26 protein-coding genes and 1 other annotated feature (1 of these 27 running past the window's edge) are annotated in these 26,865 nt (G+C 56.0%); of the genes, 18 read left to right on the top strand and 8 right to left on the bottom strand.

Annotated features, from left to right (window positions below; all coding sequences use genetic code 11):
* Positions 1–43, top strand: a sequence feature (Phe leader region); it begins 80 nt to the left of the window's first position.
* Between the two features lie 203 nt (positions 44–246).
* From pheS to ihfA, 3 genes are read left to right on the top strand one after another with little or no spacing between them, the layout of a single operon-like run.
* Complete coding sequence (gene pheS / locus SPL01S_RS03665; RefSeq protein ID WP_004943598.1) at positions 247–1,230, top strand: phenylalanine--tRNA ligase subunit alpha; 984 nt, start codon at positions 247–249, stop codon at positions 1,228–1,230.
* Between the two features lie 14 nt (positions 1,231–1,244).
* Positions 1,245–3,632 carry a phenylalanine--tRNA ligase subunit beta gene (gene pheT, locus SPL01S_RS03660; RefSeq protein ID WP_063197636.1) on the top strand — a complete coding sequence of 796 codons (2,388 nt, stop codon included), beginning with the start codon at positions 1,245–1,247 and terminating at the stop codon, positions 3,630–3,632.
* Between the two features lie 4 nt (positions 3,633–3,636).
* Positions 3,637–3,933 (top strand): integration host factor subunit alpha, encoded by a 297-nt coding sequence (gene ihfA, locus SPL01S_RS03655; RefSeq protein ID WP_004943604.1) that lies wholly within the window; start codon positions 3,637–3,639, stop codon positions 3,931–3,933.
* 213 nt (positions 3,934–4,146) lie between these two features.
* On the opposite strand, the gene SPL01S_RS25635 is transcribed toward ihfA, so the two are convergent.
* Positions 4,147–4,275, bottom strand: a complete 129-nt coding sequence (locus SPL01S_RS25635) for a hypothetical protein (protein WP_013812635.1) — start codon at positions 4,273–4,275, stop codon at positions 4,147–4,149.
* A gap of 232 nt (positions 4,276–4,507) precedes the next feature.
* Here SPL01S_RS25635 and SPL01S_RS03650 point away from each other — a divergent pair, with 232 nt between their 5' ends.
* The 15 genes from SPL01S_RS03650 to SPL01S_RS03580 all read left to right on the top strand — a co-directional run bounded on the left by SPL01S_RS03650 (position 4,508) and on the right by SPL01S_RS03580 (position 19,979).
* The gene (locus SPL01S_RS03650) at positions 4,508–4,960 is read left to right on the top strand and encodes a DUF2502 domain-containing protein (RefSeq protein ID WP_063197634.1); all 453 of its coding nucleotides are present in this window, start codon (positions 4,508–4,510) and stop codon (positions 4,958–4,960) included.
* A gap of 175 nt (positions 4,961–5,135) precedes the next feature.
* Complete coding sequence (gene btuC, locus SPL01S_RS03645; protein ID WP_004943610.1) at positions 5,136–6,143, top strand: vitamin B12 ABC transporter permease BtuC; 1,008 nt, start codon at positions 5,136–5,138, stop codon at positions 6,141–6,143.
* 41 nt (positions 6,144–6,184) lie between these two features.
* Positions 6,185–6,736 (top strand): glutathione peroxidase, encoded by a 552-nt coding sequence (locus SPL01S_RS03640; RefSeq protein ID WP_006324908.1) that lies wholly within the window; start codon positions 6,185–6,187, stop codon positions 6,734–6,736.
* Positions 6,737–6,755: 19 nt separating this feature from the next.
* Positions 6,756–7,511 (top strand): vitamin B12 ABC transporter ATP-binding protein BtuD, encoded by a 756-nt coding sequence (gene btuD / locus SPL01S_RS03635; RefSeq protein WP_063197632.1) that lies wholly within the window; start codon positions 6,756–6,758, stop codon positions 7,509–7,511.
* Positions 7,512–7,899: 388 nt separating this feature from the next.
* Entirely contained in the window at positions 7,900–9,054 is a 1,155-nt protein-coding gene (arnB, locus tag SPL01S_RS03630; protein WP_063197630.1) for a UDP-4-amino-4-deoxy-L-arabinose aminotransferase, read from the top strand.
* Complete coding sequence (gene arnC / locus SPL01S_RS03625) at positions 9,041–10,021, top strand: undecaprenyl-phosphate 4-deoxy-4-formamido-L-arabinose transferase (protein ID WP_006324910.1); 981 nt, start codon at positions 9,041–9,043, stop codon at positions 10,019–10,021. Before arnB ends, arnC begins: the two co-directional genes overlap by 14 nt.
* Entirely contained in the window at positions 10,021–12,003 is a 1,983-nt protein-coding gene (gene arnA, locus SPL01S_RS03620) for a bifunctional UDP-4-amino-4-deoxy-L-arabinose formyltransferase/UDP-glucuronic acid oxidase ArnA (protein WP_063197881.1), read from the top strand. Before arnC ends, arnA begins: the two co-directional genes overlap by 1 nt.
* On the top strand, positions 12,000–12,905 hold the full coding sequence (gene arnD, locus SPL01S_RS03615; RefSeq protein WP_004943624.1) for a 4-deoxy-4-formamido-L-arabinose-phosphoundecaprenol deformylase: 906 nt from the start codon (positions 12,000–12,002) through the stop codon (positions 12,903–12,905). The genes arnA and arnD overlap by 4 nt, the downstream gene beginning before the upstream one ends.
* Positions 12,902–14,566: a lipid IV(A) 4-amino-4-deoxy-L-arabinosyltransferase gene (gene arnT / locus SPL01S_RS03610; RefSeq protein ID WP_063197628.1), complete on the top strand. Its 1,665-nt coding sequence runs from the start codon at positions 12,902–12,904 to the stop codon at positions 14,564–14,566. Before arnD ends, arnT begins: the two co-directional genes overlap by 4 nt.
* A complete protein-coding gene (gene arnE, locus SPL01S_RS03605; RefSeq protein WP_062870629.1) occupies positions 14,563–14,910 on the top strand; it encodes a 4-amino-4-deoxy-L-arabinose-phosphoundecaprenol flippase subunit ArnE in 348 nt (115 codons plus the stop codon). The genes arnT and arnE overlap by 4 nt, the downstream gene beginning before the upstream one ends.
* The gene (gene arnF / locus SPL01S_RS03600) at positions 14,907–15,299 is read left to right on the top strand and encodes a 4-amino-4-deoxy-L-arabinose-phosphoundecaprenol flippase subunit ArnF (protein ID WP_004943631.1); all 393 of its coding nucleotides are present in this window, start codon (positions 14,907–14,909) and stop codon (positions 15,297–15,299) included. The genes arnE and arnF overlap by 4 nt, the downstream gene beginning before the upstream one ends.
* A 173-nt stretch (positions 15,300–15,472) precedes the next feature.
* Positions 15,473–15,937, top strand: a complete 465-nt coding sequence (locus SPL01S_RS03595) for an NlpC/P60 family protein (protein ID WP_004943635.1) — start codon at positions 15,473–15,475, stop codon at positions 15,935–15,937.
* 57 nt (positions 15,938–15,994) lie between these two features.
* Positions 15,995–17,008, top strand: a complete 1,014-nt coding sequence (lplA, locus tag SPL01S_RS03590; protein ID WP_063197880.1) for a lipoate--protein ligase — start codon at positions 15,995–15,997, stop codon at positions 17,006–17,008.
* 543 nt (positions 17,009–17,551) lie between these two features.
* The gene (locus SPL01S_RS03585; protein ID WP_063197626.1) at positions 17,552–18,292 is read left to right on the top strand and encodes an EAL domain-containing protein; all 741 of its coding nucleotides are present in this window, start codon (positions 17,552–17,554) and stop codon (positions 18,290–18,292) included.
* Positions 18,293–18,536: 244 nt separating this feature from the next.
* On the top strand, positions 18,537–19,979 hold the full coding sequence (locus SPL01S_RS03580) for a protein adenylyltransferase SelO (RefSeq protein ID WP_063197624.1): 1,443 nt from the start codon (positions 18,537–18,539) through the stop codon (positions 19,977–19,979).
* A 100-nt stretch (positions 19,980–20,079) separates the two neighbouring features.
* Here the strand turns inward: SPL01S_RS03580 and SPL01S_RS03575 are convergent, their stop codons facing one another.
* From SPL01S_RS03575 to SPL01S_RS03545, 7 genes are all read right to left on the bottom strand, one after another.
* Positions 20,080–20,865 (bottom strand): heme ABC transporter ATP-binding protein, encoded by a 786-nt coding sequence (locus tag SPL01S_RS03575; protein ID WP_063197623.1) that lies wholly within the window; start codon positions 20,863–20,865, stop codon positions 20,080–20,082.
* On the bottom strand, positions 20,858–21,862 hold the full coding sequence (locus SPL01S_RS03570; RefSeq protein ID WP_063197621.1) for a FecCD family ABC transporter permease: 1,005 nt from the start codon (positions 21,860–21,862) through the stop codon (positions 20,858–20,860). Before SPL01S_RS03570 ends, SPL01S_RS03575 begins: the two co-directional genes overlap by 8 nt.
* Entirely contained in the window at positions 21,862–22,692 is an 831-nt protein-coding gene (locus tag SPL01S_RS03565; protein ID WP_063197619.1) for a heme/hemin ABC transporter substrate-binding protein, read from the bottom strand. The genes SPL01S_RS03570 and SPL01S_RS03565 overlap by 1 nt, the downstream gene beginning before the upstream one ends.
* Positions 22,689–23,723, bottom strand: a complete 1,035-nt coding sequence (locus SPL01S_RS03560; RefSeq protein WP_063197617.1) for a hemin-degrading factor — start codon at positions 23,721–23,723, stop codon at positions 22,689–22,691. Before SPL01S_RS03560 ends, SPL01S_RS03565 begins: the two co-directional genes overlap by 4 nt.
* Before the next feature lie 63 nt (positions 23,724–23,786).
* A complete protein-coding gene (locus SPL01S_RS03555) occupies positions 23,787–25,829 on the bottom strand; it encodes a TonB-dependent hemoglobin/transferrin/lactoferrin family receptor (protein ID WP_063197615.1) in 2,043 nt (680 codons plus the stop codon).
* A 93-nt stretch (positions 25,830–25,922) separates the two neighbouring features.
* Complete coding sequence (gene hemP, locus SPL01S_RS03550; RefSeq protein WP_063197613.1) at positions 25,923–26,108, bottom strand: hemin uptake protein HemP; 186 nt, start codon at positions 26,106–26,108, stop codon at positions 25,923–25,925.
* Positions 26,109–26,276: 168 nt separating this feature from the next.
* On the bottom strand, positions 26,277–26,762 hold the full coding sequence (locus SPL01S_RS03545) for a glutathione peroxidase (RefSeq protein WP_004943671.1): 486 nt from the start codon (positions 26,760–26,762) through the stop codon (positions 26,277–26,279).
* Positions 26,763–26,865: the final 103 nt, after the last annotated feature.

The raw sequence follows: 26,865 nt of genomic DNA, 5'->3' as shown, positions 1-26,865 counted from the left end.
CGAAAAGTAGCGCCTAAGCCTCCCCTGTGGAGGCTTTTTTGTTTTTGGCCATACCCTTTGTCTTTCAAACTACAGCGGCGTTGGCCGCGTGTGTTCACCCCAGTCACTTAGTTATCTAAGCTCCCGGGGATTCACCCACTTGCCGCCTGGCTGTAGCTTGAAATCCTGTGGGTATGACATAGGCCAGATAACATACAATTATCAGTCATTACTTAGGGCCATACCGGCCAGAGGAAGAGGAAAGCAATGCCACATCTCGCAGAGCTGGTTGCCAATGCTAAAGCAGCCGTAGAAGATGCCCAGGATGTTGCCGCGTTGGATTTGGTACGCGTCGAATATTTAGGCAAGAAAGGCCATTTTACCTTGCAGATGCAATCGCTGCGTGACGTGCCGGCGGAAGAACGCCCGGCGGCCGGGGCGGTGATCAACCAGGCAAAACAGGCGGTGCAGGATGCGCTGAACGCGCGTAAAAACACGCTGGAATCCGCTGCGCTGAACGAGCGTCTGGCTGCAGAGACTATTGATGTTTCCCTGCCAGGCCGTCGTATGGAAAACGGCGGGCTGCATCCAGTGACCCGCACCATCGATCGTATCGAAGCCTTCTTTGGCGAACTGGGCTTTTCAGTCGAGACCGGGCCGGAAATTGAAGACGATTATCATAACTTCGACGCGCTGAACATTCCGGGGCACCACCCGGCGCGCGCCGATCACGACACCTTCTGGTTCGATGCCACGCGCCTGCTGCGCACTCAGACTTCCGGCGTGCAGATCCGTACCATGAAGAACCAGCAGCCGCCAATTCGCATTATTGCGCCAGGTCGCGTTTACCGTAACGATTACGACCAAACGCACACCCCGATGTTCCATCAGATGGAAGGCCTGATTGTCGACAAAGACATCAGCTTCACCAACCTGAAGGGCACGCTGCATGATTTCCTGAATAACTTCTTTGAAGAGGATTTGCAGGTTCGTTTCCGTCCGTCGTACTTCCCGTTTACCGAACCGTCCGCTGAAGTGGACGTCATGGGCAAAAACGGCAAATGGCTGGAAGTTCTGGGCTGCGGCATGGTGCATCCGAACGTTCTGCGCAACGTGGGCATCGACCCGGAAATCTATTCCGGCTTTGCTTTCGGCATGGGCATGGAGCGTCTGACGATGTTGCGTTATGGCGTCACCGACCTGCGCGCGTTCTTCGAAAACGATCTGCGTTTCCTCAAACAGTTTAAGTAAGGCGGGAATATCACATGAAATTCAGTGAACTCTGGTTGCGCGAGTGGGTAAACCCGGCCATCAGCAGCGAAGCATTATCCGATCAAATCACCATGGCCGGCCTGGAAGTGGACGGCGTGGAGCCGATAGCCGGCGTCTTCAACGGCGTGGTGGTTGGCCACGTGGTGGAATGCGGTCAGCATCCCAATGCGGACAAACTGCGGGTGACCAAGGTTAACGTGGGCGGCGACCGCCTGTTGGATATCGTCTGCGGCGCGCCGAACTGCCGGACTGGCCTGAAGGTGGCCGTTGCCACCGTGGGCGCAGTGCTGCCGGGCGATTTCAAAATCAAAGCCGCCAAATTACGCGGCGAGCCTTCTGAAGGCATGCTCTGCTCGTTCTCCGAATTGGGCATTTCCGACGATCACGACGGTATTATCGAGCTGCCGGAAGATGCGCCGATTGGCACCGACATCCGTGAATACCTGAAGCTGAACGACAACACGATCGAAATCAGCGTGACGCCTAACCGCGCCGACTGTCTGGGCATCATCGGCATAGCGCGTGATGTTGGCGTGCTGAATCAGGTGGTGCTCACCGAACCGGACATGAGCCCGGTTGCCGCCACGATCAATGATACGTTGCCGATCCGCGTTGACGCACCGCAGGCGTGCCCGCGTTACCTCGGTCGCGTAGTCAAAGGCATCAACGTCAAGGCCGCCAGCCCGTTGTGGATGCGTGAGAAACTGCGTCGTTGCGGTATCCGTTCCATTGACGCGGTGGTTGACGTTACCAACTACGTGCTGCTGGAACTGGGTCAGCCAATGCACGCCTTCGACCTGAGCCGCATTGAAGGCGGTATCGTGGTGCGTATGGCCGAAGAAGGGGAAACCCTGACTCTGCTGGACGGCAACGAAGCCAAACTGAATGCAGATACCCTGGTGATTGCCGATCACCAAAAAGCGCTGGCGATGGGCGGCATCTTTGGTGGCGAACATTCAGGGGTGAATGACGAGACCCAGGACGTGCTGCTGGAGTGCGCCTTCTTTAGCCCGCTGTCGATTACCGGCCGCGCGCGTCGTCAGGGCCTGCACACCGACGCGTCACATCGTTATGAGCGTGGCGTTGACCCTGCGCTGCAGTACAAGGCGATGGAGCGCGCTACCCGCCTGCTGATTGATATCTGCGGCGGCCAGGCGGGCCCGGTTATTGATGTTACCACCGAAAGCGAACTGCCGAAGCGCGCCACTATTACGTTGCGCCGTGAAAAGCTGGATCGTTTGATTGGTCATGTGGTACCAAGCGAGCAGGTGAGCGATATTCTGCGTCGTCTGGGTTGTCAGGTGACCGAGCAGGGCGATAACTGGCTGGCGGTGGCGCCGAGCTGGCGTTTCGATATGGAAATCGAAGAAGACCTGGTTGAAGAAGTCGCGCGCGTTTATGGCTACAACAATATTCCTGACGTGCCGGTACGTGCCGATCTGGTCATGACCAAGCACCGCGAAGCCGATCTGACGCTGAAACGCGTGAAAACTCTGCTGGTCGATCACGGTTTTCAGGAAGCGATCACCTACAGCTTCGTTGATCCTAAAGTGCAGGCCTTGCTGCACCCGGGCGAAGAGGCGTTGATCCTGCCAAGCCCAATCTCGGTAGAGATGTCGGCGATGCGTCTGTCATTGTGGACCGGCCTGCTGTCTGCGGTGGTGTATAACCAGAATCGCCAGCAAAGCCGCCTGCGCCTGTTTGAAAGCGGGTTGCGCTTTGTGCCTGATACTGCGGCAAATCTGGGCATCCGTCAGGATGTCATGCTGGCAGGGGTGATTGCGGGCCATACGCATGAAGAACACTGGGATCTGGCGCGTAAGCCGGTCGACTTCTATGATTTAAAAGGCGATCTGGAGTCGGTACTCGAGCTGACCGGTAAATTATCCGAAATTCAGTTCAAAGCCGAGGCCAATCCGGCATTGCATCCTGGGCAAAGCGCGGCGATTTATTTACAGGGTGAACGCGTAGGTTTCATCGGTGTGGTGCATCCGGAACTTGAACGTAAACTGGATCTTAACGGCCGTACAGTGGTGTTCGAACTGGAGTGGAACAAGGTCGCAAGCCGCGCCGTGCCTCAGGCGCGGGAGATTTCTCGCTTCCCGGCAAACCGCCGCGATATCGCCGTTGTGGTGGCTGAAAATGTCGCCGCAGAAGATATTTTGGCAGAGTGTAAGAAAGTTGGCGCAAATCAGGTAGTTGGCGTAAACTTGTTTGATGTGTACCGTGGCAAGGGCGTAGCGGAGGGTGATAAGAGCCTGGCTATCAGTCTGGTATTGCAGGATACCGCTCGTACACTGGAAGAAGAGGAGATAGCCGCTACCGTTGCAAGATGTGTAGAGGCTCTAAAACAGCGATTCCAAGCATCCTTGAGGGATTGAACCTATGGCGCTTACTAAAGCTGAAATGTCAGAACACCTGTTTGAAAAGCTTGGGCTTAGCAAACGGGATGCCAAAGACCTGGTAGAACTGTTTTTCGAAGAGGTGCGTCGTGCTCTCGAGAACGGTGAGCAGGTTAAACTGTCAGGTTTTGGCAATTTTGATTTGCGTGACAAGAACCAACGTCCTGGGCGTAACCCGAAGACCGGCGAGGACATTCCGATTACGGCGCGCCGCGTGGTCACTTTCCGTCCGGGACAAAAGCTGAAAAGTCGGGTAGAGAACGCCAGCCCGAAAGAGTAAGTCGCATGAAACCAAAAAGGCCGCTTTGCGGCCTTTTTCTTTTTCCGAGTTAAATTAGGTTTATTCTTAACTTATACCGCCACGAGATTTTTCAGGTGGTGATATTAATCCCTCTCGTTCAAGCTAAAATAATATTATCGTTGCGGATTATTCTTATGGCTATTTGTTATTAATTGTTTTTTGAATAAAAAAAGGGGCCGAGACCCCTGACGGTTAATAATGATTATAGTAGTGACCCGGCCCGCCGCCACGGTGCCCGCCGCCGTGCGGGCCGAAGCAGCAGGCGCTGAGCGCTGAAGCCAGTACGGCAACGGTCAATAGCATTCCAATGCGCTTAATCATAATAATGTCTCTCCGGTGGTTGTTGGTTTAATTATAAATAGCCTGGTGGCGATACGTACGTCAGTTATTCGTTAAAGGTTGTCAGCAATTATATTAATTAAACGGCAGGGCCGGAGTGTATGGATTTCGTAAGAGAGATGAAAACGATCTGAAAATAGGCATTGGTGAGATAGGCGCTAAATAAATGCGCTGATATAACCACTCAAGCGAGAAAATAAAGTGAGAACATAAAATGAAAAAGTTCCTGTTGCTGGTTTGTTTACCGTTGCTGCTGCCGGTGGCTGCGCAGGCGGATGTCTCTATTGATATCAACGTGCCGGGCGTTTCGGTACATCTGGGCGATCAGGACCGCCGGGGCTATTATTGGGATGGTTACGACTGGCGTCCGCCGCAGTGGTGGCACGCTCATCAGGGCCGCGGTATGGGCGAGCGGAATAACCATGGCATGTACTGGGATGGAGGCCGCTGGCAACCGAAGCCACCGCGTGGTTATGAGCACCGTGGCCCGGATCGCGACGGCAATCCGTTCCGTGGCGAACGCGATAATCATGATAACGGCAACCGTCATGACAATGGCGGCCGTGACAATGGTCGTGGTAACGATCAGGGCCGCGGCAATGATAATAGCCGCGGTCACGGCAATGGCGAACCCTATCCGCCGAACGGCAATGGCCCACGCCCTTAATTAATTTTACAGCGGCTGCTTTTGCCATCACCTGTGGGTGACGGGCAGATGCAGCCGCGGTTTTCCTGTCATAGTGCTTATGCAATGCTTCCCCTTCTGGCGCTAACCCCCTAATATTTGACCCAGACGTCAATTATTCGGCCGTAAATACGGCCTGCAGGGAATCGCCGCGCCAATGCTGACCAGCCAAACCTTTTCTTTATTGCTCCAAAACCAACGCACTCGCGACAAGCGCCATCTGTGGTTGTTGATGCTGGGCGTTGCGGTGGCTTTTGTTTTCAGCCTCAGTGCCGGTGACATTTGGCTCTGGCCCTCACAGTGGCTTAGCGAGCCCGCGCAGCTGTTCGTCTGGCAGTTGCGGCTACCGCGTGCGCTGGCGGTGATGCTGGTAGGCGCCAGCCTGGCGGTGGCTGGGGCGGTTATGCAGGCGTTGTTCGAAAACCCCTTGGCCGAGCCGGGCCTGTTGGGTGTCGCGAACGGCGCCGGCGTGGCGCTGGTGCTGACGGTGTTGCTGGGCAACGGTTTGCTGCCGGTGGCGCTGATGAGTCTGAGCGCCATCGTCGGCGCGTTAATCATGACTTTTCTGCTGCTCAGTTTTGCCCGCCGCCGGCGGTTAACCAATGCGCGCTTGCTGTTGGTGGGGGTTGCGCTGGGCATCGTTTGCAGCGCGGTGATGACCTGGGCGGTGTACTTCAGTTCCAGCCTGGATCTGCGCCAACTGATGTATTGGATGATGGGCGGGTTTGGCGGTGTTGACTGGCGGCAAAAGTGGTTGGTGCTGGCCCTGTTGCCGGTGCTGCTTTGGTTGTGTTGCCAAGGCAAGGCGCTGAACTTTATGGCCCTGGGGGAGATTCAGGCGCGTCAGCTCGGGCTCTCTTTGCATCTGTGGCGCAACCTACTGGTGTTGGCGATTGGCTGGTTGGTGGGCGTCAGTGTGGCGCTGGCCGGGGTGATTGGTTTTGTCGGGTTGGTGATCCCGCATATGCTGCGCCTCAGCGGCCTGACCAACCAGCGTTACCTGCTGCCCGGATGCGCGCTGGCCGGTGGCGGCGTGTTGCTGGCGGCTGATGTGGTGGCGCGTATCACCCTGTTGTCGGCAGAATTGCCCATTGGGGTGGTGACGGCCACCCTCGGAGCACCGCTATTTATCTGGTTACTGACCCGGGTAAAAAGCGTAAGGTAGTTTCTTCTGTTCACCTGCAAACAAAACAAGAGGATAAAGCTATGTCTCAACCTATCTATGACATTCCGGTAAACACTATCGAAAATCAATCCACCACCCTGGGCGAATATGAAGGCAAAGCGCTGTTGGTGGTTAACGTGGCGTCGGAATGCGGTTTGACCAAGCAATATGAAGGGCTGGAAGCGTTATACGAAACCTATCGCGCACAGGGGTTTGAGGTGTTGGGCTTCCCGTCCAATGAGTTCCTGGGGCAAGAACCTGGCAGCAATGAAGAGATCCTGGCATTTTGCCGCGGGACCTTCGGCGTACAGTTCCCGATGTTCGCCAAAATTGAAGTGAACAGCGACGACCGCCATCCGTTGTATCAGGCGCTGATTGCCGCAAAACCGCAGGCGGTCGCGCCAGAGGGCAGCGAGTTCCTGGCGCGTATGAGCAGCAAAGGCCGTGCGCCGAAGCAAACCGGCGATATCCTGTGGAACTTTGAAAAGTTCCTGATTGGGCGCGATGGTCAAGTGATCGAGCGTTTCTCGCCGGACACGACGCCGGAAGATCCGGCGCTGGTAGCCGCTGTCAAACAGGCGTTGGCCGGATAACAAGGAGCGGTAATCCATCATGCTGCAGCTCAGTCAGGTTGGGGTAGAAGGGCGTTTGGCCCCGTTTTCAGCGCAGGTTGATGTTGGGTTGCAGTATCACCTCATCGGCCCGAACGGCGCCGGTAAAAGCACGCTGCTGGCTCGGCTGGCGGGTATGCTGCCCGGTTCAGGGGAACTCTTGCTGGCGGGCCAACCGCTGGCCGGCTATCAGGGAAGTGAACTGGCGCTGCGCCGCGCTTACTTAAGCCAGCAGCAGCCGCCTGTAGCGTTGATGCCCGTGTTCCAATACCTGGCGTTACACCAACCGGCGGGCGCCGCTGACGCTGCGGTGGAGAGCACCATTCTCTATCTTTGCCAACGTTTAAAGCTGATGGATAAGTTGCCACGTATGCTGACTCAGCTTTCCGGCGGTGAATGGCAACGGGTGCGTCTGGCGGCGGTGTTGCTTCAGGTGTGGCCGACGGTTAACCCCTACAGCCAACTGTTGCTGCTGGACGAACCGACCAATAGTCTGGACGTGGCGCAGAAGGTGGCACTGGATCGCCTGCTGCGCGAGTTTTGCCAGAGCGGCCGTAGCGCTTTGGTTTGCGCGCACGATCTCAACCATACTTTGCAGCAGGCCGATCGGGTTTGGCTGTTGCACGCTGGCCGACTGGTCGCGCAGGGCGTTACGCGAGAAGTGATGGAGCCGGTATTGCTTTCACAGATTTATGACGTCGATTTTCATCTGCAGGCGGTTGGCGATCAGCGCTGGATCATGACCAAGACGGCGTAGCGCGAAAATCGGCTTAAACGTAAATTAAACGGACCCGATATAAATAGACGGCTAACCTTAAGCCGTTATTTCTTTTTCTCTTTTAAATTAACTCTCCCACCTTGAAAACCGTCGCTGACGTGCTACGCTGATTTAGTTCAAATAAAATAAGTAAGTAATTATTTATAAATATAATTATTTGATTTTAATGAATTATTTATGCCTTGATGATAAGTCCCTTAAACCTGATAGCCAACTGATAATTAATCTTACCTTAAGGTTTAGTTAAGCTTGGGGCCGTACATTGGCAGCTAATCCACCAAGAACGATTCTCTCTGACGTTTAATATTCGTTAAATGAAAGAGATCTACAGTGTCATTAAAGAAATTTGATGAGTTTGGGGTTAGCTATGGATGAATTTTTACCTTTTTCTCGCCCGGCCATTGGCGATGAAGAGATCGCAGCGGTAGGAAAGGTATTGCGCTCCGGCTGGATCACCACCGGGCCGCAGAATCAGCAATTGGAAAACGAATTCTGCTCCACCTTCGGATGTAAACACGCCATAGCCGTTTGTTCCGCCACTGCGGGCATGCACATCACCCTGATGGCGCTGGGCATTGGCCCGGGCGATGAGGTTATCACGCCCTCGCAAACCTGGGTTTCCACCCTCAATATGATTGAATTACTTGGCGCGACGCCGGTGATGATTGATGTTGATCGCGATACGCTGATGGTCAGTGCCGCCGATGTCGAAGCGGCCATTACGGTTAAAACCAAAGCCATTGTCCCGGTGCATTACGCCGGTGCGCCGTTGCAGATGGACGCTTTGCGCGATGTGGCAACGCGCCACAACCTCCCCCTGATCGAAGATGCTGCCCATGCAGTGGGTACCCGTTACAACGGCGAGTGGGTCGGCGCACGCGGCACGGCAATTTTTTCCTTCCATGCGATTAAAAACCTGACCTGTGCCGAGGGTGGCCTGATTGCCACCGACGACGATGCGCTGGCCGATCGCGTACGTTGCCTGAAGTTCCACGGACTGGCGGTTGACGCCTTCGATCGCCAACAACTGGGGCGCAAGCCGCAGGCAGAGGTGGTGGAACCGGGCTACAAATACAACCTTTCGGATATTCACGCGGCCATAGCTGTCGTGCAGTTAGCTCGTCTGCCGCAGTTGAACGCCCGTCGCAAAGCGCTGGCCCAGCGTTATTTGGCCGCGCTGGAAGGTTCGCCTTTCCAGCCGCTGGGGCAGCCTGATTACCCGCATGATCACGCCTGGCATCTGTTTATGGTGCGTGTTGATGCCGAACGTTGCGGTATCGATCGCGACCAACTGATGGAGCGCCTGAAAGCGTTGGGCATCGGCACCGGCCTGCATTTCCGCGCTGCCCATACCCAGAAGTTTTACCGCGAACGTTATCCGCAGCTGTCGTTGCCGAACACCGAATGGAACTCGGCGCGTCTGTGCACCTTACCGTTATTCCCTGATATGACCGACGGCGATGTTGATCGCGTGGTCAACGCCTTATCTTCTGTTGTGGAGTCGTTACGTGTCTCGCGTTGAACCGATAAAAAAAGTTTCTGTGGTGATCCCGGTATACAACGAGCAGGAAAGTTTGCCTGCCTTGCTTGAGCGTACTACCGCCGCCTGTAAACAACTGACTCAACCTTATGAAATTATCCTGGTCGATGACGGCAGCAGCGACAACTCAGCCGATATGCTGACCGCCGCGGCAGAGCAGCCGGGCAGCTGCGTGATTGCCGTTTTGCTGAACCGTAATTACGGCCAACACTCGGCAATCATGGCCGGCTTCAATCAGGTGAGCGGCGATCTGGTGATTACGCTGGACGCCGATTTGCAAAACCCGCCGGAAGAGATCCCGCGCCTGGTACGGGTCGCAGAAGAGGGCTATGACGTGGTGGGCACCGTGCGTGCCAACCGCCAGGACTCCTGGTTCCGCAAAAGCGCCTCACGCATTATCAATATGATGATCCAACGTGCTACCGGCAAATCGATGGGCGATTACGGCTGCATGTTGCGCGCCTATCGCCGCCATATTATCGAAGCCATGCTGAACTGCCACGAACGCAGCACCTTTATCCCGATCCTGGCGAACACCTTCGCCCGGCGGACCACCGAAATCGACGTGCTGCACGCTGAACGCGAGTTTGGCGATTCCAAATACAGCCTGATGAAGTTGATTAACCTGATGTACGACTTGCTTACCTGCCTGACGACGACACCGCTGCGTTTGCTCAGCGTTGTAGGCAGCGTGGTGGCGCTCTCGGGTTTTGTGCTGGCGGTAGTGCTGATCGCCCTGCGTTTGATTATGGGGCCCGAATGGTCGGGCGGTGGGGTGTTCACGCTGTTTGCGGTGCTGTTTACCTTTATTGGTGCTCAATTTGTCGGCATGGGTCTGTTGGGAGAGTACATAGGTCGTATCTATACCGACGTACGCGCTCGCCCTCGTTATTTTGTTCAGAAAGTGGTCGGTGAACAGCCGGTTCACAATACTCAGGAAGAAGAATGATGAAAGCTATTGTATTTGCTTACCATGATATTGGCTGCGCGGGTTTGAAAGCGCTGACTGACGCAGGCTATGACGTTCAGGCGGTATTTACGCATACCGACGATCCTGGTGAGAACAATTTCTTCTCCTCTGTAGCCCGTTTAGGCGCTGAATTGGAGTTGCCGGTCTATGCGCCGGAAGACGTTAACCACCCGTTGTGGATCGAGCGCATCCGTCAGATGCAACCGGACGTGATTTTCTCATTCTATTACCGCAACCTGTTAAGCGATGAGATCCTTTCGCTGGCGCCGCTTGGCGGGTTCAACCTGCACGGCTCGTTGCTGCCGCGCTACCGCGGCCGTGCACCGGTGAACTGGGCGCTGGTCAACGGCGAAACCGAAACCGGCGCCACGCTGCACAAAATGGTCAAACGCCCGGATGCCGGGGATATCGTTGGTCAGCGTAAAGTGGCGATCGCCTCTGGCGATACGGCGTTGACGCTGCATAAAAAAGTGCTGGAAGTGGCACAGGCGCTGCTGAAAGATGAGCTGCCTAAACTGAAAAACGGCACCGCCTCATTCACTGCGCAAAATGAAGCCGACGCCAGCTATTTTGGCCGCCGCACAGCCGCAGACGGTGAAATTTTGTGGCATAAATCCGCGCAGGAAATCAACAACCTGATCCGTGCGGTCACCGAGCCTTACCCTGGCGCATTCAGCTACCTTGGCCAACGTAAGCTGATCGTCTGGCGCGCCCGCGTGCTGGATGCCCAGCATGATAAACAACCGGGCACAGTGCTTAGCACCTCGCCGCTGATCATCGCTTGCGGTGAAGGCGCGCTGGAAATCGTTGCCGGGCAAAACGAGTCCGGTCTGTACGTGCAGGGCAGCCGCCTGGCGCAGGAAATGGGCATCGTGACCGATGTGCGCCTGGCCGCCAAGCCGAATGCAGTCATGAAGCGCAGAACTCGCGTGTTGATCCTGGGCGTTAACGGTTTTATCGGCAATCACCTGACCGAACGCCTGCTGCGTGACGATCGTTACGACATTTACGGTCTGGATATCGGCTCTGATGCCATCAGCCGTTTCCTGGATAACCCGCGCTTCCACTTTGTGGAAGGGGATATTAGCATTCACTCCGAGTGGATCGAGTATCACATCAAGAAATGCGACGTGGTGTTGCCGCTGGTGGCCATTGCGACGCCTATCGAATACACCCGCAACCCACTGCGCGTATTCGAGTTGGATTTCGAAGAAAACCTGAAAATCGTCCGCGACTGTGTGAAATACAATAAGCGCATTATCTTCCCGTCCACCTCAGGGGTGTACGGCATGTGCGACGACAAAGAATTTGATGAAGACCATTCGCGTCTGATCGTCGGGCCGATCAGCAAACAGCGCTGGATTTACTCGGTGTCCAAGCAGTTGCTGGACCGGGTGATCTGGGCATACGGCGCCAAGGAAGGATTGAAGTTCACGCTGTTCCGTCCGTTTAACTGGATGGGGCCGCGCCTGGACAATCTGGATGCGGCGCGTATCGGTTCATCACGCGCTATCACCCAGTTAATCCTCAATCTGGTGGAGGGTTCGCCAATCAAACTGATGGACGGCGGGGCGCAAAAACGCTGCTTTACCGACATCAACGACGGTATCGAAGCGCTGTTCCGCATTATCGAAAACCGCGATGGTTTGTGTGACGGTCAGATTGTCAATATCGGTAACCCGACCAATGAGGCCAGCATCCGTGAACTGGCGGAAATGCTGCTCGAGAGTTTCAACAATCACCCGTTGCGCGACAGCTTCCCGCCGTTTGCCGGTTTCAAGGATGTAGAAAGCAGCAGCTATTACGGCAAAGGGTATCAGGACGTCGAGCACCGTACGCCGAGCATCAAGAATGCCCGCCGCCTGCTGGGTTGGCAGCCGACCATTGCGATGCAGCAGACCGTTGCAGACACGTTGGATTACTTCCTGCGCACTACCGTTCAGGAAGGTAAAGGTGAATGAAGAAAGTCGGTCTGCGAGTTGATGTAGATACCTTCAGCGGTACCCGGGAAGGGGTGCCGCAGTTGCTGGAGCTGTTCGACAAGTACGGTATTCAGGCCAGTTTCTTCTTCAGCGTAGGACCGGACAATATGGGGCGCCATCTGTGGCGCCTTTTACGTCCGAAATTCCTGTGGAAAATGCTGCGTTCGAACGCCGCGTCACTGTACGGTTGGGATATCCTGCTGGCCGGTACCGCCTGGCCGGGGCGCAATATTTCCCGCACTCTGGGGCCGTTGATGAAACGTACCGCCGAGGCCGGGCATGAAGTGGGGCTGCACGCGTGGGATCATCAGGGCTGGCAGGCGAACGTCGGCCGCTGGTCTGAGGCGCAACTGACGCAGCAGGTTCAACGGGGCGTGGATGCGCTAACCGCCAGTACCGGCCAGCCGGTAAAATGCTCGGCAGTCGCCGGCTGGCGTGCGGATACGCGGGTACTGGAGGTGAAGCAGCGTTTCGGTTTTCACTACAACAGCGACTGCCGGGGCACCCATCCATTTCGTCCGCAGTTAAGCGATGGCCGTCTCGGCACCGTGCAAATCCCGGTTACGTTGCCCACTTTTGACGAGGTGATTGGCAGTGAAGTCAGTATGGCCGACTTCAACGATTACATTCTGCAAGCCATTGAAAACGACCAGGGCGTGCCGGTGTATACCATTCATACCGAAGTGGAAGGGATGTCGCAGGCAGCGATGTTCGAACAGTTACTGCAGCGCGCACAACGACAGGGCATAGCATTCTGTCCGTTGAGCGAACTGCTGCCGCACGATTTGGCTTCATTGCCATTGGGCCGCATCAAGCGCGCTCCTTTCCCCGGCCGCGAAGGTTGGCTGGGTTGTCAAACCGATGTGAAGGACGATTCATGAAGGCGCTAAAAGGATCATGGGCCATCTTGCTGGCCATTTTTTTTGCTCTGGTTTACCTGATTCCCCTCAATGGGCGCCTGCTGTGGCAGCCTGATGAAACCCGTTATGCCGAAATCAGCCGCGAGATGCTGCAGCGCGGCGACTGGGTAGTGCCCAATCTGCTTGGCCTACGTTATTTTGAAAAACCGGTAGCCGGTTACTGGTTTAACAACATCAGCCAATGGCTGTTTGGCGAGACCAACTTTGCGGTGCGTTTCGGCTCGGTATTCAGCACCGGCATGACTGCGCTGTTGGTCTTTGCGCTGGCGATGCTGATGTGGCGCAATGCGCGCCGCGCCAGCCTGGCGGTGCTGATTTTCCTGTCGATGGTACTGGTGTTCAGCATCGGTACCTACAGCGTACTGGATCCGATGATCTCACTGTGGTTGGCCGCGGCGATGGTCAGTTATTACCTGACGTTGAAAGCCAGCACGGTCAAAGGCAAGCTGGGCGGTTACGCGCTGCTGGGGTTGGCCTGCGGCATGGGCTTTATGACCAAGGGGTTCCTGGCGCTGGCGGTGCCGGTGATTGCGGTGATCCCGATTGTCATTCAGCAACGGCGGATTAAAGATCTTCTTATTTACGGCCCGGTGGCGATAGTGGTGGCGGTGTTGCTCAGCCTGCCCTGGGCGCTGGCCATTGCCCAGCGAGAACCGGACTTCTGGAACTACTTCTTCTGGGTGGAGCATATTCAGCGCTTCGCCGAGGACAATGCGCAGCATAAGGCACCGTTCTGGTACTACATTCCGATTCTGTTTGCCGGGGTGCTGCCGTGGGCGGCGCTGCTGCCAGGGGCGCTGATCAAGGGCTGGCGTGAACGCATCAATCGCCCGGAGCTGTTTTTCCTGCTCAGTTGGGTAGTGATGCCACTGATCTTCTTCAGCATCGCCAAGGGTAAGCTGCCGACCTATATTCTGCCGTGCATGGCACCGCTGGCGCTGTTGATGGCGGCCTATGCCGAGGATTATGCGGCGGCACTGCGCAGCAAGGCATTCAAAGTCAATGCGCTGCTGAACGGATTGTTTGGCGCGATCGGCATATTGGCGCTATTGATTATCGGTACTGGTCTGTTGCCCAAGGTGCATTTGTTTAGCGCCCAGGAATGGCCGAAGATAGTGATCGGCATTATCGCCTTTGCCGGGTGGTTACTGTTCGCCGTGGTGTCGGTGCGTGATAATGCACGCCGTTGGCACTGGGCTGCCGCCTGTCCGTTGCTGCTTTGCCTGCTGATTGGCTATGCGATTCCGCAACAGGTGACCGATTCCAAGTTGCCGCAAAACTTCACACGGGTGAACATGGCAGAATTAAGCCATAGCCGCTATGTGCTGACAGACAGCGTGGGGGTCGCCGCCGGCCTGGCCTGGGAACTGAAGCGCAGCGACGTGCTGATGTTCAGCGAAAAGGGCGAAGTGTCTTATGGTCTGGACTACCCGGATGCCCGCAGCCATTTCATCAGCGATGAAGATTTCCCTCAGTGGTTGGCACAGGCGCGCAAGCAGGGCGATGTCTCGCTGGTATTGCAATTGTCGAGAGGGGATCATGTGCCAAAAAACTTACCGACCGCAGACAAGATTGTTGAGATGAACCGCCTGGCGCTGGTTTGGTATCAACAGCAACCATGATGATCGGTTACCTGTTGGTGATTGTGGTCAGTCTGCTCACCTGCGGTGGGCAGCTGTGCCAGAAACAGGCCGCTCTGTGCTGGCAATTGCCGCCGGAGGTCAGACGAGGGCCGACGCTACGTTGGTTGGCGCTGGCGGTGTTGCTGCTGGGGGCCGGCATGGCGGTGTGGCTCAACGTGTTGCAACGTTTGCCACTCAGCCTGGCGTACCCGATGCTCAGCCTGAATTTTGTGCTGGTGACGCTGGCTGCCCGCTGGCTGTTTCAGGAACCGACCACCTTGCGCCACTGGTGTGGCGTAGCGTCCATTATGCTGGGGATCCTGTTGATGAGTGTACACCCATGAGGGGCTATGCCTGGGGCGCTGCCAGCGTATTGTTGGTGACGTTGGCGCAACTGTTGATGAAGTGGGGCATGGCGCAGATCCCGCTGATGTCGTTCGCCGACGTGACATTGGCGCTGCTCATGCATTACTGGTTGCCGCTGCTGGCTGTGGGTTGCGGTATCTTTGGCTATGCGTTGTCGATGCTGTGCTGGTTCTTTGCGCTGCATCATTTGCCGCTCAATCGCGCTTATCCGCTGTTGAGCGTCAGTTATGCGCTGGTGTATCTGGCTGCGGTGATCCTGCCCTGGTTTAATGAATCCGCTACCCTGCTGAAAACGCTGGGAACGCTGTTTATCCTGTTTGGGGTGTGGCTGATTAACAGCAAGGCTGGGGTAAAAACGGCCCAATAGCGCAAAAATTAGCGTCAACGCGATTATCTCCTTCACAGTGCTTGCCTTTTTCCCCATGCGGGAGATAAATTAGCGCCAAATAGCTCTCTCCTAACGTGGTGCCGACTTTGCCTCGCTGGCGGTGTGGTTGACCGGGCGGCATGATGCGGCAACGGGTTCAATGAAGGGATATTATGCGGATGCGTGTTTGGTTTTTATTAGCCAGTTTAATTCTTGCCGGTTGCAGCAGCCATGCGCCGCCGCCAAGCGGCCGGTTGGCCGACTCGATCGTGGTGGTGGCTCAATTGAACGAGCAACTGCGGCAATGGTACGGCACGCCATATCGTTACGGCGGGATGGATCGCGGCGGCGTCGACTGCTCAGGATTTGTCTATCGCACCTTCCGTGACCGTTTCGATATGCAATTGCCGCGCTCTACCGAAGAGCAAACCGAGCTCGGCACCAAAGTCTCGCGTGATGAATTGATGCCGGGCGATCTGGTGTTTTTCAAAACCGGCGCGGGTGAAAATGGTTTACACGTGGGTATCTACGATACCAACGATCAATTTATCCATGCCTCAACCAGCCGCGGCGTCATTCGTTCCTCGCTGGACAATGTCTATTGGAAGCGAGCCTATTGGCAGGCGCGGCGCATTTAACCTTAACCCTTTGATTCGGTGTATCATGGCGGCATCACGTCCTTAACGGTGACCGCCATGAATAGCCTACGTTTACTGATTTCCGACTCCTACGATCCCTGGTTCAATCTGGCCGTGGAAGAGTGCATCTTCCGCGAGATGACCACGCAGAAAATCCTGTTCTTATGGCGCAACGCCGAAACCGTGGTCATTGGCCAGTCGCAGAACCCGTGGAAAGAGTGCAACACCCGACGGATGGAGCAAGATGGGATCCGGCTGGCGCGGCGCAGCAGCGGGGGCGGAGCGGTATTTCACGACCTGGGCAATACCTGCTTTACCTTTATGGCAGGTAAACCCGGCTACGATAAAAACGTGTCCACCGGCATTATTCTGGCGGCACTGGCTCAACTGGGGATCTCCGCCACGGCATCAGGGCGCAATGATCTGGTGATCGACACCGCAGAGGGCGTGCGTAAAATATCCGGCTCGGCCTACCGTGAAACTCAGGATCGCGGGTTTCACCATGGCACGTTATTACTGAACGCCGATCTAAACCGTCTGGCGGACTACCTCAACCCGGACCCCAAGAAATTGCAGGCCAAGGGCATCACCTCAGTACGTTCTCGCGTCGCCAACCTGGCGGAGTTCCGGCCCGATATCAACCACCAACAGATATGCGATGCCGTGACTCAGGCATTCTTTGACCATTATGGCGATACCGCCAGGGCGGAAATCATCTCTCCGGATGTGTATCCGGATCTGCCGGATTTTGCCGCCCAGTTCGCCAGACAAAGCAGCTGGGAATGGAATTTCGGCAAAGCGCCTGCATTTAGCCATTTGCTGAATGAGCGCTTTGCCTGGGGCGGGGTGGATATCTTCTTTGATGTGGAAAAGGGAGCCATTGACAGGGCGCAGATTTTTACCGATAGCCTTAACCCTGCGCCGTTGCAACAGTTGGCGCAGAGGCTGGTGGGATGCGCCTACCGCAGTGAGGCTGTGGCAAGTTGTTGCGATAGTTTGATCGCGCAGTTTCCCGATCATGCCGCCGAGTTGGCTGAACTGCGGCAATGGTTGGCCGAGACGATTAAATAACATTCAGGCTGCGACTATCCTGGGATGAGGCAACTCATCCTTTTTTACGCCGTGTGGCCCCTACTTTGTTGTTGTATCTCATCGTCAAAAAAGTCGTAAATGCAGGCTCAGCATAAATTCGCTAAAAATCAAGGTGGGCATTTTTTGGTTGTTTCAATGCTGAGAATAGCGCAGTGAATTGATGTGTTATTAAATTTAATCAGTTGTTAGGGAATTGGGGCGTAATTGCGTTGAGTGCCAAGGATAGGTTTCCAGGCTGATAGGAATTTCTTTAATTAAAACAATGGAGATAAGTCAAATTTTAAGCATTACTCTATCACCTAAGTTAAATGCCTCTCAATTTCATTCGTTCCGTTCTGATCTTGTCATAAGTTAAATTGTTTTTTATTCATTTTTTTGCGAACTACGCATAGCTTTAATCTATCAATTAAATGATAACTTATTGGTAATTACATTGATATTTCCGATTAATCCCAGGGGGATTGATCGATAAAATATATTGATATACGATGAGCTGCTCGCCATTCTGCCTGTGGCATTAAAATGAAAATTCAATTCGAAGCTGACTTTATTAGTAGCTATGTTTTTCAACCTGTTTACTCAATGGACGGCAGGCTGATGGCGGTGGAAATTTTATGCCGTTTCAATAGCCTGGACGGTGATTTAGCTATGCCGGCTGACATTGGGATTACGTTATTGACCCCTGATCAAAGGATTGAGTTATTTAATGAGCAATTGAGACTGGCGGAGCAATATGCCAGTTGGTTTATCGAGCACGACGTGCTGTTGACCCTCAATATCGAAGAAACCCTTGTCGATGCGATCCTCACTGACGAGCTGTTGTGTCAACGCCTACGGCAGTGGTCGTTTATTGCATTTGAGATCAGTGAGGCTTTTCCGAATCTTTCGGCGGGAAAGAACAATACCAAGGTCAGCCGGCTAAGCGAAATGTTCACTCTGTGGCTGGATAATTTTGGTTCGGGGCAGGCGACATTGACCGCATTGTATGACGGCCTGTTCGACTATGTGAAAATCGACAAACATTTTTACTGGCAGCTGTTTACCCACGAGGGATATGACGTAGTCATAGACTCGCTATTAAAGAATATCAACCTGCTGTGCAAGGGGGTGATTGTCTGCGGCATAGAGAAGAAGGAGTATTTTAATAAGCTCAGGCATGCCGGTGTTTTGGGTTTGCAGGGTTTTTTATGGCCCAGCGTTGGTGTGGATAATCTGGCCGCTTTGCGGGGTACGCCTGAAGAGTTCAATAGCAATAATCGATAGCGCCGCCCACTTCAGAGTAATAATGGATCGGATGATTTTTGCTGTGATTCCGCCTCTGTTATTTATCATGAATTTCTCGCTGAAAAAGCCTTTCATTCATCGGCAGAATAAGGCGCTTAAACCCTATTGACGCAAACGCCTATCCTCCGCCTCTGCCTGGGTTCTCGACAGAGGTGTTCTCCCTGCATTTCCTCTGTGTTAATCCGCACGCCCAGGCTCTACACTAAACGGATACGGAGGGCCTATGCCGCAGTTTGAAAATGCTTATCACCACCAGTTACCCGGTTTTTATACCGAATTGAAACCCACGCCGCTGAAGGGCGCTCGCCTGCTGTATCACAGTGAGCCGCTGGCGCGAGAGCTGGGGTTGGACGAAAGCTGGTTTACCCAGGACAAGACCCCGATATGGTCGGGTGAAAGGCTGCTGCCTGGTATGCAGCCGTTGGCGCAGGTGTACAGCGGCCACCAGTTTGGCGTGTGGGCTGGGCAATTGGGCGACGGCCGCGGCATTTTGCTCGGCGAGCAAAAGCTGGCGGATGGCCGCAGCATGGACTGGCACCTGAAAGGCGCGGGGCTAACGCCTTATTCGCGGATGGGCGACGGGCGTGCCGTATTGCGTTCGGCGATCCGTGAATTTCTGGCCTCTGAGGCGTTGTATCATCTGGGGATCCCGACCACGCGCGCGTTGACTCTGGTGACTAGCGAACAGCCCGTTTTCCGTGAACAGCCAGAGCGTGGGGCGATGTTGCTGCGCGTGGCGGAAAGCCATGTGCGCTTCGGCCATTTTGAGCATTTTTACTACCGCAAACAGCCGGAGCAGGTGCAACAGCTGGCCGATTTTGTGATCGCCCGCCATTGGCCGCAGTTGAAGGATCACGATGACGGCTATTTACCCTGGTTTATTGACGTTGTTGAACGCACTGCGCGCTTAATCGCGCATTGGCAGACCGTCGGGTTCGCTCACGGCGTGATGAACACCGATAATATGTCGATCCTTGGCATCACCATCGATTATGGCCCTTACGCTTTCCTCGATGATTATAAACCTGATTTTATCTGTAACCACTCGGATCATCAGGGGCGTTATGCCTTTGATAATCAGCCTGCGGTTGCGCTGTGGAACCTCCACCGGCTGGCGCAGGCGCTGTCCGGGTTGATGACCACCGAGCAGTTGCAGAAGGCGCTGGCGGCCTATGAACCGGCGTTGATGCGAGCCTATGGGGAACAGATGCGCGCCAAACTCGGTTTTTTCACCCAGTCGACTCAGGATAACGGTCTGCTGACCGGGCTGTTGAGCCTGATGGCGCAAGAGGGGTGTGACTATACCCGAACTTTCCGCTTGCTGAGCCAGACGGAACAGCAACAGGCGCAGTCGCCGTTGCGGGATGAGTTTATCGATCGCGGCGCATTCGACGCGTGGTATCAGCAATATCGGCAGCGTTTGCAGCAAGAGCAGGTGAGCGACAGTGAACGGCAGCAGGCGATGAAGGCGGCAAATCCCAAATTAATCCTGCGCAATTATTTGGCGCAGCAGGCGATAGAGAGTGCCGAGCAGGATGATGTCAGCAAGCTGGCGCGCCTGCATCAGGCGTTGCTGACGCCGTTCGCCGATGCGGCCGAATACGACGATCTTGCCGCTTTGCCGCCGGATTGGGGCAAGCATCTTGAGATTTCCTGCTCGAGCTGAAATACCTGCCGCGTTTCACATTGCAGCGGGCTAACGTGGGCGCGACATGCTGTGCGCCAACGCGCCGCCTGGCTGAAGTGTGAACAGGCATGGCGATAGTTCACTGACGCAGATAAACCTGTGGTAGCGCCACTTCCGGGTGGTGCACCACGCCTAAATCGGCCTGATACCAGCGGGTCAGAATATCCGCCTGCAATACCTCCTGCGGTGTGCCCACGGCAACCAAACGCCCCTGATGCAGCAATAAAATACGGTCGGCATACAGCGCCGCCAGGTTCAGATCGTGCAGTACGCAGCACACCGCAATGGGCTGTTGCCGTGTCAGTGAACGCAACAACCTCAGCGTATGCTGCTGGTGGTAAAGATCCAGCGCCGAGGTAGGTTCGTCCAGGAACAACCAGGAAGGCGAGGGCTGCGGCTGCCAAAGCTGCGCCAGCACGCGGGCTAACTGTACCCGTTGCTGTTCACCGCCGGAAAGGCGGCGATAATCCCGCTGGGCCAGTTCAAGACAATCGGTTTGCGCCATTACCTGCTGTACCGCTTGCTGCACATGACGTTTGCCGTGCGGTGACCTGCCCATGCTGACCACTTCCTCGACGGTAAACGGAAAGACCAGATCGCTGTGCTGACGCATCACCGCACGTACCTTGGCTAACTGTTGCGGCTGCCATTGATCCAACGGCAACTCAAGAAGTTTGCACTCCCCGCAACTCGGCGACAGGTAGCCGGTTAACAGACGCAGCAGCGTCGATTTCCCCGCGCCGTTCGGCCCGATAATCGCCACCATTTCACCGCTGGCGATACTCAGCGAGACGTCGTTGACTAACCGACGCGAACCCAGGCTGTAACGTAGCTGATGTGCCGTCAGGCTTGATTCGTTATCCATCCGTACGCTCCCGCTGGCGCATGACCAGCCATAAGAAATAAGGTCCGCCAATCAGGCTGGTCATCAGCCCGACCGGCATTTCCGCCGGCGCCACCAGCGTCCGTGCCAGCGTGTCGCTGACCAGCAGCAGGCAGGCACCGCCCAGCGCGGAGCAGGGCAGCAGCCAGCGGTGGTCGCCGCCGAGTCGCATGCGCACCAAATGCGGCACCACCAGGCCGATAAAGCCAATGACGCCGCTCATCGCCACCGCCGCGCCAATCAACAATGCGCTGAGCAGAAGCAGTTGCAGTTTGGCACGCTGGACATTCACGCCGAGATAGTGCGCCTCTTCATCGCCCAGTTGCAGCAGGTTCAGGCAGCGTGCCTGTAACAGCGTCAGCAGGGCCGCCGGCAGGATCAGCGAGGCCGATACGATCAGCGTTGGCCATTGTGACTGGCTCAGGCTACCCATCATCCACAATGAAAACTGACGCAGCTGTTGATCGTTGCTGAGATAAGACAGCACGCCGATGGCCGCCATGCACAGGGCGTTGATGGCGATCCCCGTCAACAACAGGCGTGACAGGCTGCCGTGCCCGCTGCGGCTGATACCGTAGATCAACAGTGACACCAGCAGGCTGCCGAGGAAAGCCGCCAACATGTGGCCATACAAGGCAATCACCGGCGGCAGGGCCAGCGGCATAACGATAATCAGCGCGACAAACAGCGCACCGCCGCTACTGATGCCCAACAGGCTGGGATCGGCCAGCGGATTGCGGAACAGCCCCTGCATGACGGCGCCGGACACCGCCAGTGCGCAGCCGATGACCACCGCCAGCAGCACACGCGGCAAGCGGATGTTTAGCCAGATATGCCAAGAGGTATCGCTGAACGGTTCTTGCCACAGGGTGCGAAACGACAGCGTCAGCGCGCCCATATTGGCTGCACCCAGCGCCAATAGCGCAAGCAGCACCAACAGGCCGACAATGGTCACGCGCGGAGAAATGCGACCGGGCATTACTTTTGCTCCGCCGCATTACGCAGTTTGGCCAGCGCCGCCGGCGTTTCCAGCCCAAAGCCCAGCAGCGCCATGTCGTCGACCACCAACACGCGGTGGTTTTTGCCGGCAGGCGTGAGGGCAATGCCGGGCAGTTTCCACAGCTGATCCAGGCCACCAAGGGTCTTGACGCCATCGGTGGTGACCAGCAGCAGATCGGGCGCGCTGGCGATCACGCCTTCCTGCGACAGCGGGCGGTAGCGGTTGAATCCTTGCATCGCATTCTTCAACCCTGCGGCGGTGATGACCGCATCGGCGGCGGTATGTTGCCCGGCGGCCATCGGTGTAATGCCGCCGTGGCTCATGACGAACAACACCCTGATCGGCAACGAAGACGTGTTCACCTGCGCGAGCTGTTGTTGGTAACGGGCGCTCAGTTGTGTGCCCTGCTCGGTGCGTTGCAGCGCCTGGGCGATGACCGCGATTTTTTCCGGCACCGCCTGCAAAGTGGTGTCGCCGGGAATTCGCACCACCTTCACGCCGCTTTCCTCCAACTGTTTGAGCACCAGCGCAGGTTCAGCCAGTTCGGTGGCCAGCACCAGCGTGGGTTTCAGCGCCAGAATGCCTTCGGCATTGAGTTGACGCATATAGCCGACATCCGGCAAGGGTTTCACGGCCGCCGGCTGCAGGCTGGTGCTGTCTCGTGCCACGAGCTCATCGCCCGCGCCAAGGGCGAAGGCAATTTCGGTGACGTCACCGCCAATCGAGACAATACGTTCCGCCGCCGCAGCGGTGAACGGCAACGCCAGCGCAAGGCACAACGTCAGACGACGGGACAATGAAGATTTCATGCGGCAATGTCCTTGGGTTCAAGGGCGGCAACCTGCTCGCGCCACTGGGTTTGTTCCGGCTGGCCCTCGGTACGTTGGCCGTAAAGTTGGGCGATTTGCGTGCCGTCGGCGGCGAACAGTTCCAGGCTGGTGACGAAGCCGTCTTTGGTGGGTTTGCGGGTGATCCAGCTTTCTGCAATTGCGCCTTCGATCAGGTGCAGAGTGAAGCGGCGGTTAAACACGTTAATCCAACCTTCCTGTGGCATCAGCCGCTCGATCTGGCCGGTGAAGATCTGCACGCAACCTCGGTTGCCGACAAAAATCATGATCTCGTTCTGCAAGCCGTGCGCGGCATTGAGCAACTGCGCCAAGGCGTTGTTATCCACCCGGTACGCCAGATCGTTGCCGACGGCGCGGAAGGCCTGCTGACGCGTCAGCTTATGGCGGCCCAGCAGTTGGAAGAACTGGTGAACGTCGGTCATCTCACGCCATTCCCGGTCGATTTTTTCGGCGTCCGGTGCGGCGTTGCTGACCGTGGCGTCTGCAGCCTTCAGTGTCAGAGCCGGGTTTTCTGTGCTCAGGTGGCGTTCGACCAGCGCCATCCAGGCCCCCAGATCGGTTTCCTCGGTGGTGTACACCTTGTGCAAGGCATCGCCCTGATGATCGAAGAACTGAATGCTGTGGCGTACGCCGCGTTTGTTGGTTTCGCTCATGGCAAATACGCTGGCCCACTGGTTGAGGAACAGACGTAAATCCAGCTCGCGGGGGTTAAGAATTAACCCCGCGTGGCCGTTCAGGTGTTGGTTAAGGTAGCGGCCCATTTGCTCATGCACCGCATAGCTGTTGCGAGTAATGGATTTGGTGACGCCAACCTGTGCCAGCTCGGTCAGCAGGGTACGTGCGTCGGCTTGCAGGCGGTGGGTGTCTTCACCCACGCGGGCATGGGTCAGTTCCGCTTCGCTGACACCCAGCAGTTCCGCCAGATCGCGTGCGTATTTGCCAGGATTATCAATTTTTGCCTGCTGGTAACTGGCGTATAAGTTGTTGCTCATCGGTTGTGCTCCTGTGTGTGGTTCACGCGGCGGGCAATCGGCTCGCCCGCCGTATTCAAAAGGTTACCACTGATAGCTGACCAGCAGTTTGGCGTTGCGGCCATCTTGCGGAATGCCCTGCGGCGAGTAATATTCTTTATCGAAGGCGTTGCCCAGCACCACCGTGGTGGTGACGCCCTGCAGGCGTTCGCGGCCTTTATAGCTCAGGTAGAAATCGTTGACGCCGTAGCCGCCTTGCTCGGCGGTACCGGTTTCCACACGAGTGGCGCGCTCGGCGAAGGTAGCGACCCAACCGGTCGACAGGCCGGTTTCACCCAACGGGATATCCAGCGTGCTGGTCACGGTGTCAGGGTTGATGTCGCTCAGCCACTCTCCGCTGTTGCCGTTCAGTTCCCCGTTGCGCGACTTATCCTTGCCGCGAGTGCGGTTGTAAGCCAGATCCCAATTAAACCACTGCGTTTGGTAGCTCAGGGACGTATCCCAGCCCCAAATTTTAGCGCGTGAGATATTTTGCGAAGACGTCTGGGTATGGGTGACGTACAGGCTAATGTAGTCCTTGGCGTTGGTATCGAAGTAGCTGGCTTTAAACTGCAGGTTATCTCCGGCCATCAACAGATCGTCAAAACGCAGGCCGAAACCGTACTCGGCGGTACTGGTGGTTTCCGGTCTCAGATTAGGGTTCGGCACCCAATAGTTGCCGGGGAAGTGGCGCGAATCATTGTACATTTCGCCCATGGTGGGGGCGCGGAAGGCCTGGGAATAGGAGCCGAACAGCATCAGCCAGTCGGTTGGCGAATAAGTCAGTGCGCCGCGGGATGACCACTTGTCGGCATCGACGTCGTCGTGGCCCTGGCTGCTGCCCTTATAGTTATCGTAGCGGGTGCCGGCCAGCAGGGTGACAGGAATATCACGCAGCGTGATTTCGTCCTGCATCCAGCCGGAAGCGAAGTTGATTTTCGCCTGTGGGAAGCTGGTGGTAGCGCCGCCAGGATGTTGTTTTTGCTGGTAGCTTTCCGAGCCGTAGGTCAGCAGGTGCGAAGCAAAGCTGTCGGCAAACAGGCGGGTACGGTTCTCCAGCTTGGCCCCGTTGGTGGTTTGTTTGCGGAGTTCGTCCGTTGACGCCGCATTGTGAGCGTTGATTTTGACCTCAGAGGTGTACACCTTGACGTCGGCGTCCAGCCACGCCTGATCCAGAGGTTTTACTTTATAGCTCAATGCCGCATCACGCTGGATGGTAGAGCGGTTGGTCATCGGATTGCTGCTGGAATAATCCGGATCCTGCGGATTTTTCGGTTCGCGGGCGCTGTTATTGTAATAGCGCAAATCGCCGCTCAACGATTGGGCATCATCAATCTTCCAGGTACCTTTGGCCAACAGGTTGTTGATGGTTTCATCGTTTGGCGCGTCAAAACCGTTGCCCTGGCGCAAATCGCCGACGTCGCGGGTGCCGAACGACAGCAGACCGTCGAGATTGTCGGTCTTGCCGTAGGCGCTGGCACCCATACCCAGGCTGTGATCGCCGCTGCCGGCGGTACCATAGACCCGGAAGCCGGTGTCATGGCCAGGCAGCAGCAGATCGGCGGCATCCACGGTTTCATAAGCAATTACGCCGCCCAGTGCGCCGCTGCCATACAGCAGAGCCGAAGGGCCGCGTACTACTTCAATGCGTTTTACCAGTGCCGGATCCAGGAAAGTACCGCCAATGTGGCCGGTATCGGTGCCCTGACGGATACCGTCTACCAACGTCAGTACGCCGTTTTTACCGTAGCCGCGCATGGAGACGTCCTGACCGTTGCTACGACCAGTGCCATTTACGGTAATGCCCGGCACGCGGCGCAGCATGTCGGCGGCGCTGGTGGCCGTCTGGCTCTCTGGGGTATTGCCTTCGATCACGGTGACCATCATTGGCGCTTCAAAACTGCTGCGCTGATTGCCGGTAGCGACAACGGTCATGGCGTCGTCGCCGGTTTTCTCGGTTTTTGCCGGGGCGGCGGCAGAAGAAGAAACTGTGCTGGTAGCTTGTGCAAAAGTCACCGTCGGCAGAGCGCAGGCAATCGCCAGACTCAATGCGGATAAACGCTGCCGGGTGTAAGAGGGCAGAGGCATGTCGCAATTCTCCATATGTTTTAAACATATCACTAGATTTGCTGGCTGCCTGGATCGAAGCGATCGGGGTGGCTGGCGTTGAGGAATAAGGGATTATTTGGTCAGGATTAATTTCCCGGCCTTGGTCTGCCGCAGTTGGTAACGCTGGCCCTGATGGAGGATGATCGCTACGCCGTCGGCATCAAGCAACTGCGCGCTGTCGTAGCAAGGAGGCGAGATCAGGCTGCGTTCAGCACCGGGGGCAGCGTTGCCCTGCGGGGTGTCATTGTGATTATCCATCGTCATTTGTTTATAAAATGGGCAATTAAATGGTAATTAATATCATATTGATAATCATTATCATGCGAGCGAAAGGTTACATCAAGGAAAATTTTCTTACCGATGGAACCTTTTTGAAAGAAGGGCCGGCGGAGCGGTTCGGGCATGCCCGTCCCGCAAAGTAAGGGGTTATTTCAGCAGGGTTTCGATGCGGTCAAACAGACGCTCAGGTTTGGTAATGGGCGCAAAACGTTTCACCCGCTGGCCGTCGGCGGTCAGCAGGAACTTGGTGAAGTTCCACTTGATGCGCTTGCTGCCCAGCACCCCTGGCCCCAGGCGTTTCAATTCGTTGAACAGCGGATGCGCGCCGGGGCCGTTAACCTCCACCTTGCTGAACAGCGGGAAGCTGACGCCGTAGTTGAGCGTACAGAAATTGGCGATCTCCAGCGGATCCCCTGGCTCTTGTGCACCAAATTGATTGCAAGGGAACCCCAACACCATCAGGCCGCGATCCCGATAGTACTGCCACAGGTTTTCCAGGCCACGGTATTGCGGAGTAAAGCCGCATTTGCTGGCAGTATTAACCACCAGATAAGCGCGGGCGGGAAAGTCGCCCAGAGTTTTGTGCTCTCCTTGCAGAGTGACGCAAGGGATGGATAACAGTGAATGGCTCATGCAGGAAACTCCACATCCTGTTGGCAGGGGCGCGGTTTATAGCGTCTGCGGGCTTGATTGGCATAAGTATAGATGAGGGAAGGGAACGTTGAAAAACCGGGGT

It is taken from the genome of Serratia plymuthica NBRC 102599, assembly GCF_001590925.1.
Taxonomy (GTDB): Bacteria; Pseudomonadota; Gammaproteobacteria; order Enterobacterales; family Enterobacteriaceae; genus Serratia; species Serratia plymuthica.
The sequence above is the reverse complement of the archived record's forward strand: the minus strand, read 5'-3'. Positions and strand labels throughout refer to the sequence as shown.

Coding starts and splice junctions, on each gene's coding strand:
- pheS (WP_004943598.1), top strand. CDS start 247: ATGCCACATCTCGCAGAGCTGGTTGCCAATGCTAAAGCAGCCGTAGAA.
- pheT (WP_063197636.1), top strand. CDS start 1,245: ATGAAATTCAGTGAACTCTGGTTGCGCGAGTGGGTAAACCCGGCCATC.
- ihfA (WP_004943604.1), top strand. CDS start 3,637: ATGGCGCTTACTAAAGCTGAAATGTCAGAACACCTGTTTGAAAAGCTT.
- SPL01S_RS25635 (WP_013812635.1), bottom strand. CDS start 4,275: ATGATTAAGCGCATTGGAATGCTATTGACCGTTGCCGTACTGGCTTCA.
- SPL01S_RS03650 (WP_063197634.1), top strand. CDS start 4,508: ATGAAAAAGTTCCTGTTGCTGGTTTGTTTACCGTTGCTGCTGCCGGTG.
- btuC (WP_004943610.1), top strand. CDS start 5,136: ATGCTGACCAGCCAAACCTTTTCTTTATTGCTCCAAAACCAACGCACT.
- SPL01S_RS03640 (WP_006324908.1), top strand. CDS start 6,185: ATGTCTCAACCTATCTATGACATTCCGGTAAACACTATCGAAAATCAA.
- btuD (WP_063197632.1), top strand. CDS start 6,756: ATGCTGCAGCTCAGTCAGGTTGGGGTAGAAGGGCGTTTGGCCCCGTTT.
- arnB (WP_063197630.1), top strand. CDS start 7,900: ATGGATGAATTTTTACCTTTTTCTCGCCCGGCCATTGGCGATGAAGAG.
- arnA (WP_063197881.1), top strand. CDS start 10,021: ATGAAAGCTATTGTATTTGCTTACCATGATATTGGCTGCGCGGGTTTG.
- arnD (WP_004943624.1), top strand. CDS start 12,000: ATGAAGAAAGTCGGTCTGCGAGTTGATGTAGATACCTTCAGCGGTACC.
- arnT (WP_063197628.1), top strand. CDS start 12,902: ATGAAGGCGCTAAAAGGATCATGGGCCATCTTGCTGGCCATTTTTTTT.
- arnE (WP_062870629.1), top strand. CDS start 14,563: ATGATGATCGGTTACCTGTTGGTGATTGTGGTCAGTCTGCTCACCTGC.
- arnF (WP_004943631.1), top strand. CDS start 14,907: ATGAGGGGCTATGCCTGGGGCGCTGCCAGCGTATTGTTGGTGACGTTG.
- SPL01S_RS03595 (WP_004943635.1), top strand. CDS start 15,473: ATGCGGATGCGTGTTTGGTTTTTATTAGCCAGTTTAATTCTTGCCGGT.
- lplA (WP_063197880.1), top strand. CDS start 15,995: ATGAATAGCCTACGTTTACTGATTTCCGACTCCTACGATCCCTGGTTC.
- SPL01S_RS03585 (WP_063197626.1), top strand. CDS start 17,552: ATGAAAATTCAATTCGAAGCTGACTTTATTAGTAGCTATGTTTTTCAA.
- SPL01S_RS03580 (WP_063197624.1), top strand. CDS start 18,537: ATGCCGCAGTTTGAAAATGCTTATCACCACCAGTTACCCGGTTTTTAT.
- SPL01S_RS03575 (WP_063197623.1), bottom strand. CDS start 20,865: ATGGATAACGAATCAAGCCTGACGGCACATCAGCTACGTTACAGCCTG.
- SPL01S_RS03570 (WP_063197621.1), bottom strand. CDS start 21,862: ATGCCCGGTCGCATTTCTCCGCGCGTGACCATTGTCGGCCTGTTGGTG.
- SPL01S_RS03565 (WP_063197619.1), bottom strand. CDS start 22,692: ATGAAATCTTCATTGTCCCGTCGTCTGACGTTGTGCCTTGCGCTGGCG.
- SPL01S_RS03560 (WP_063197617.1), bottom strand. CDS start 23,723: ATGAGCAACAACTTATACGCCAGTTACCAGCAGGCAAAAATTGATAAT.
- SPL01S_RS03555 (WP_063197615.1), bottom strand. CDS start 25,829: ATGCCTCTGCCCTCTTACACCCGGCAGCGTTTATCCGCATTGAGTCTG.
- hemP (WP_063197613.1), bottom strand. CDS start 26,108: ATGGATAATCACAATGACACCCCGCAGGGCAACGCTGCCCCCGGTGCT.
- SPL01S_RS03545 (WP_004943671.1), bottom strand. CDS start 26,762: ATGAGCCATTCACTGTTATCCATCCCTTGCGTCACTCTGCAAGGAGAG.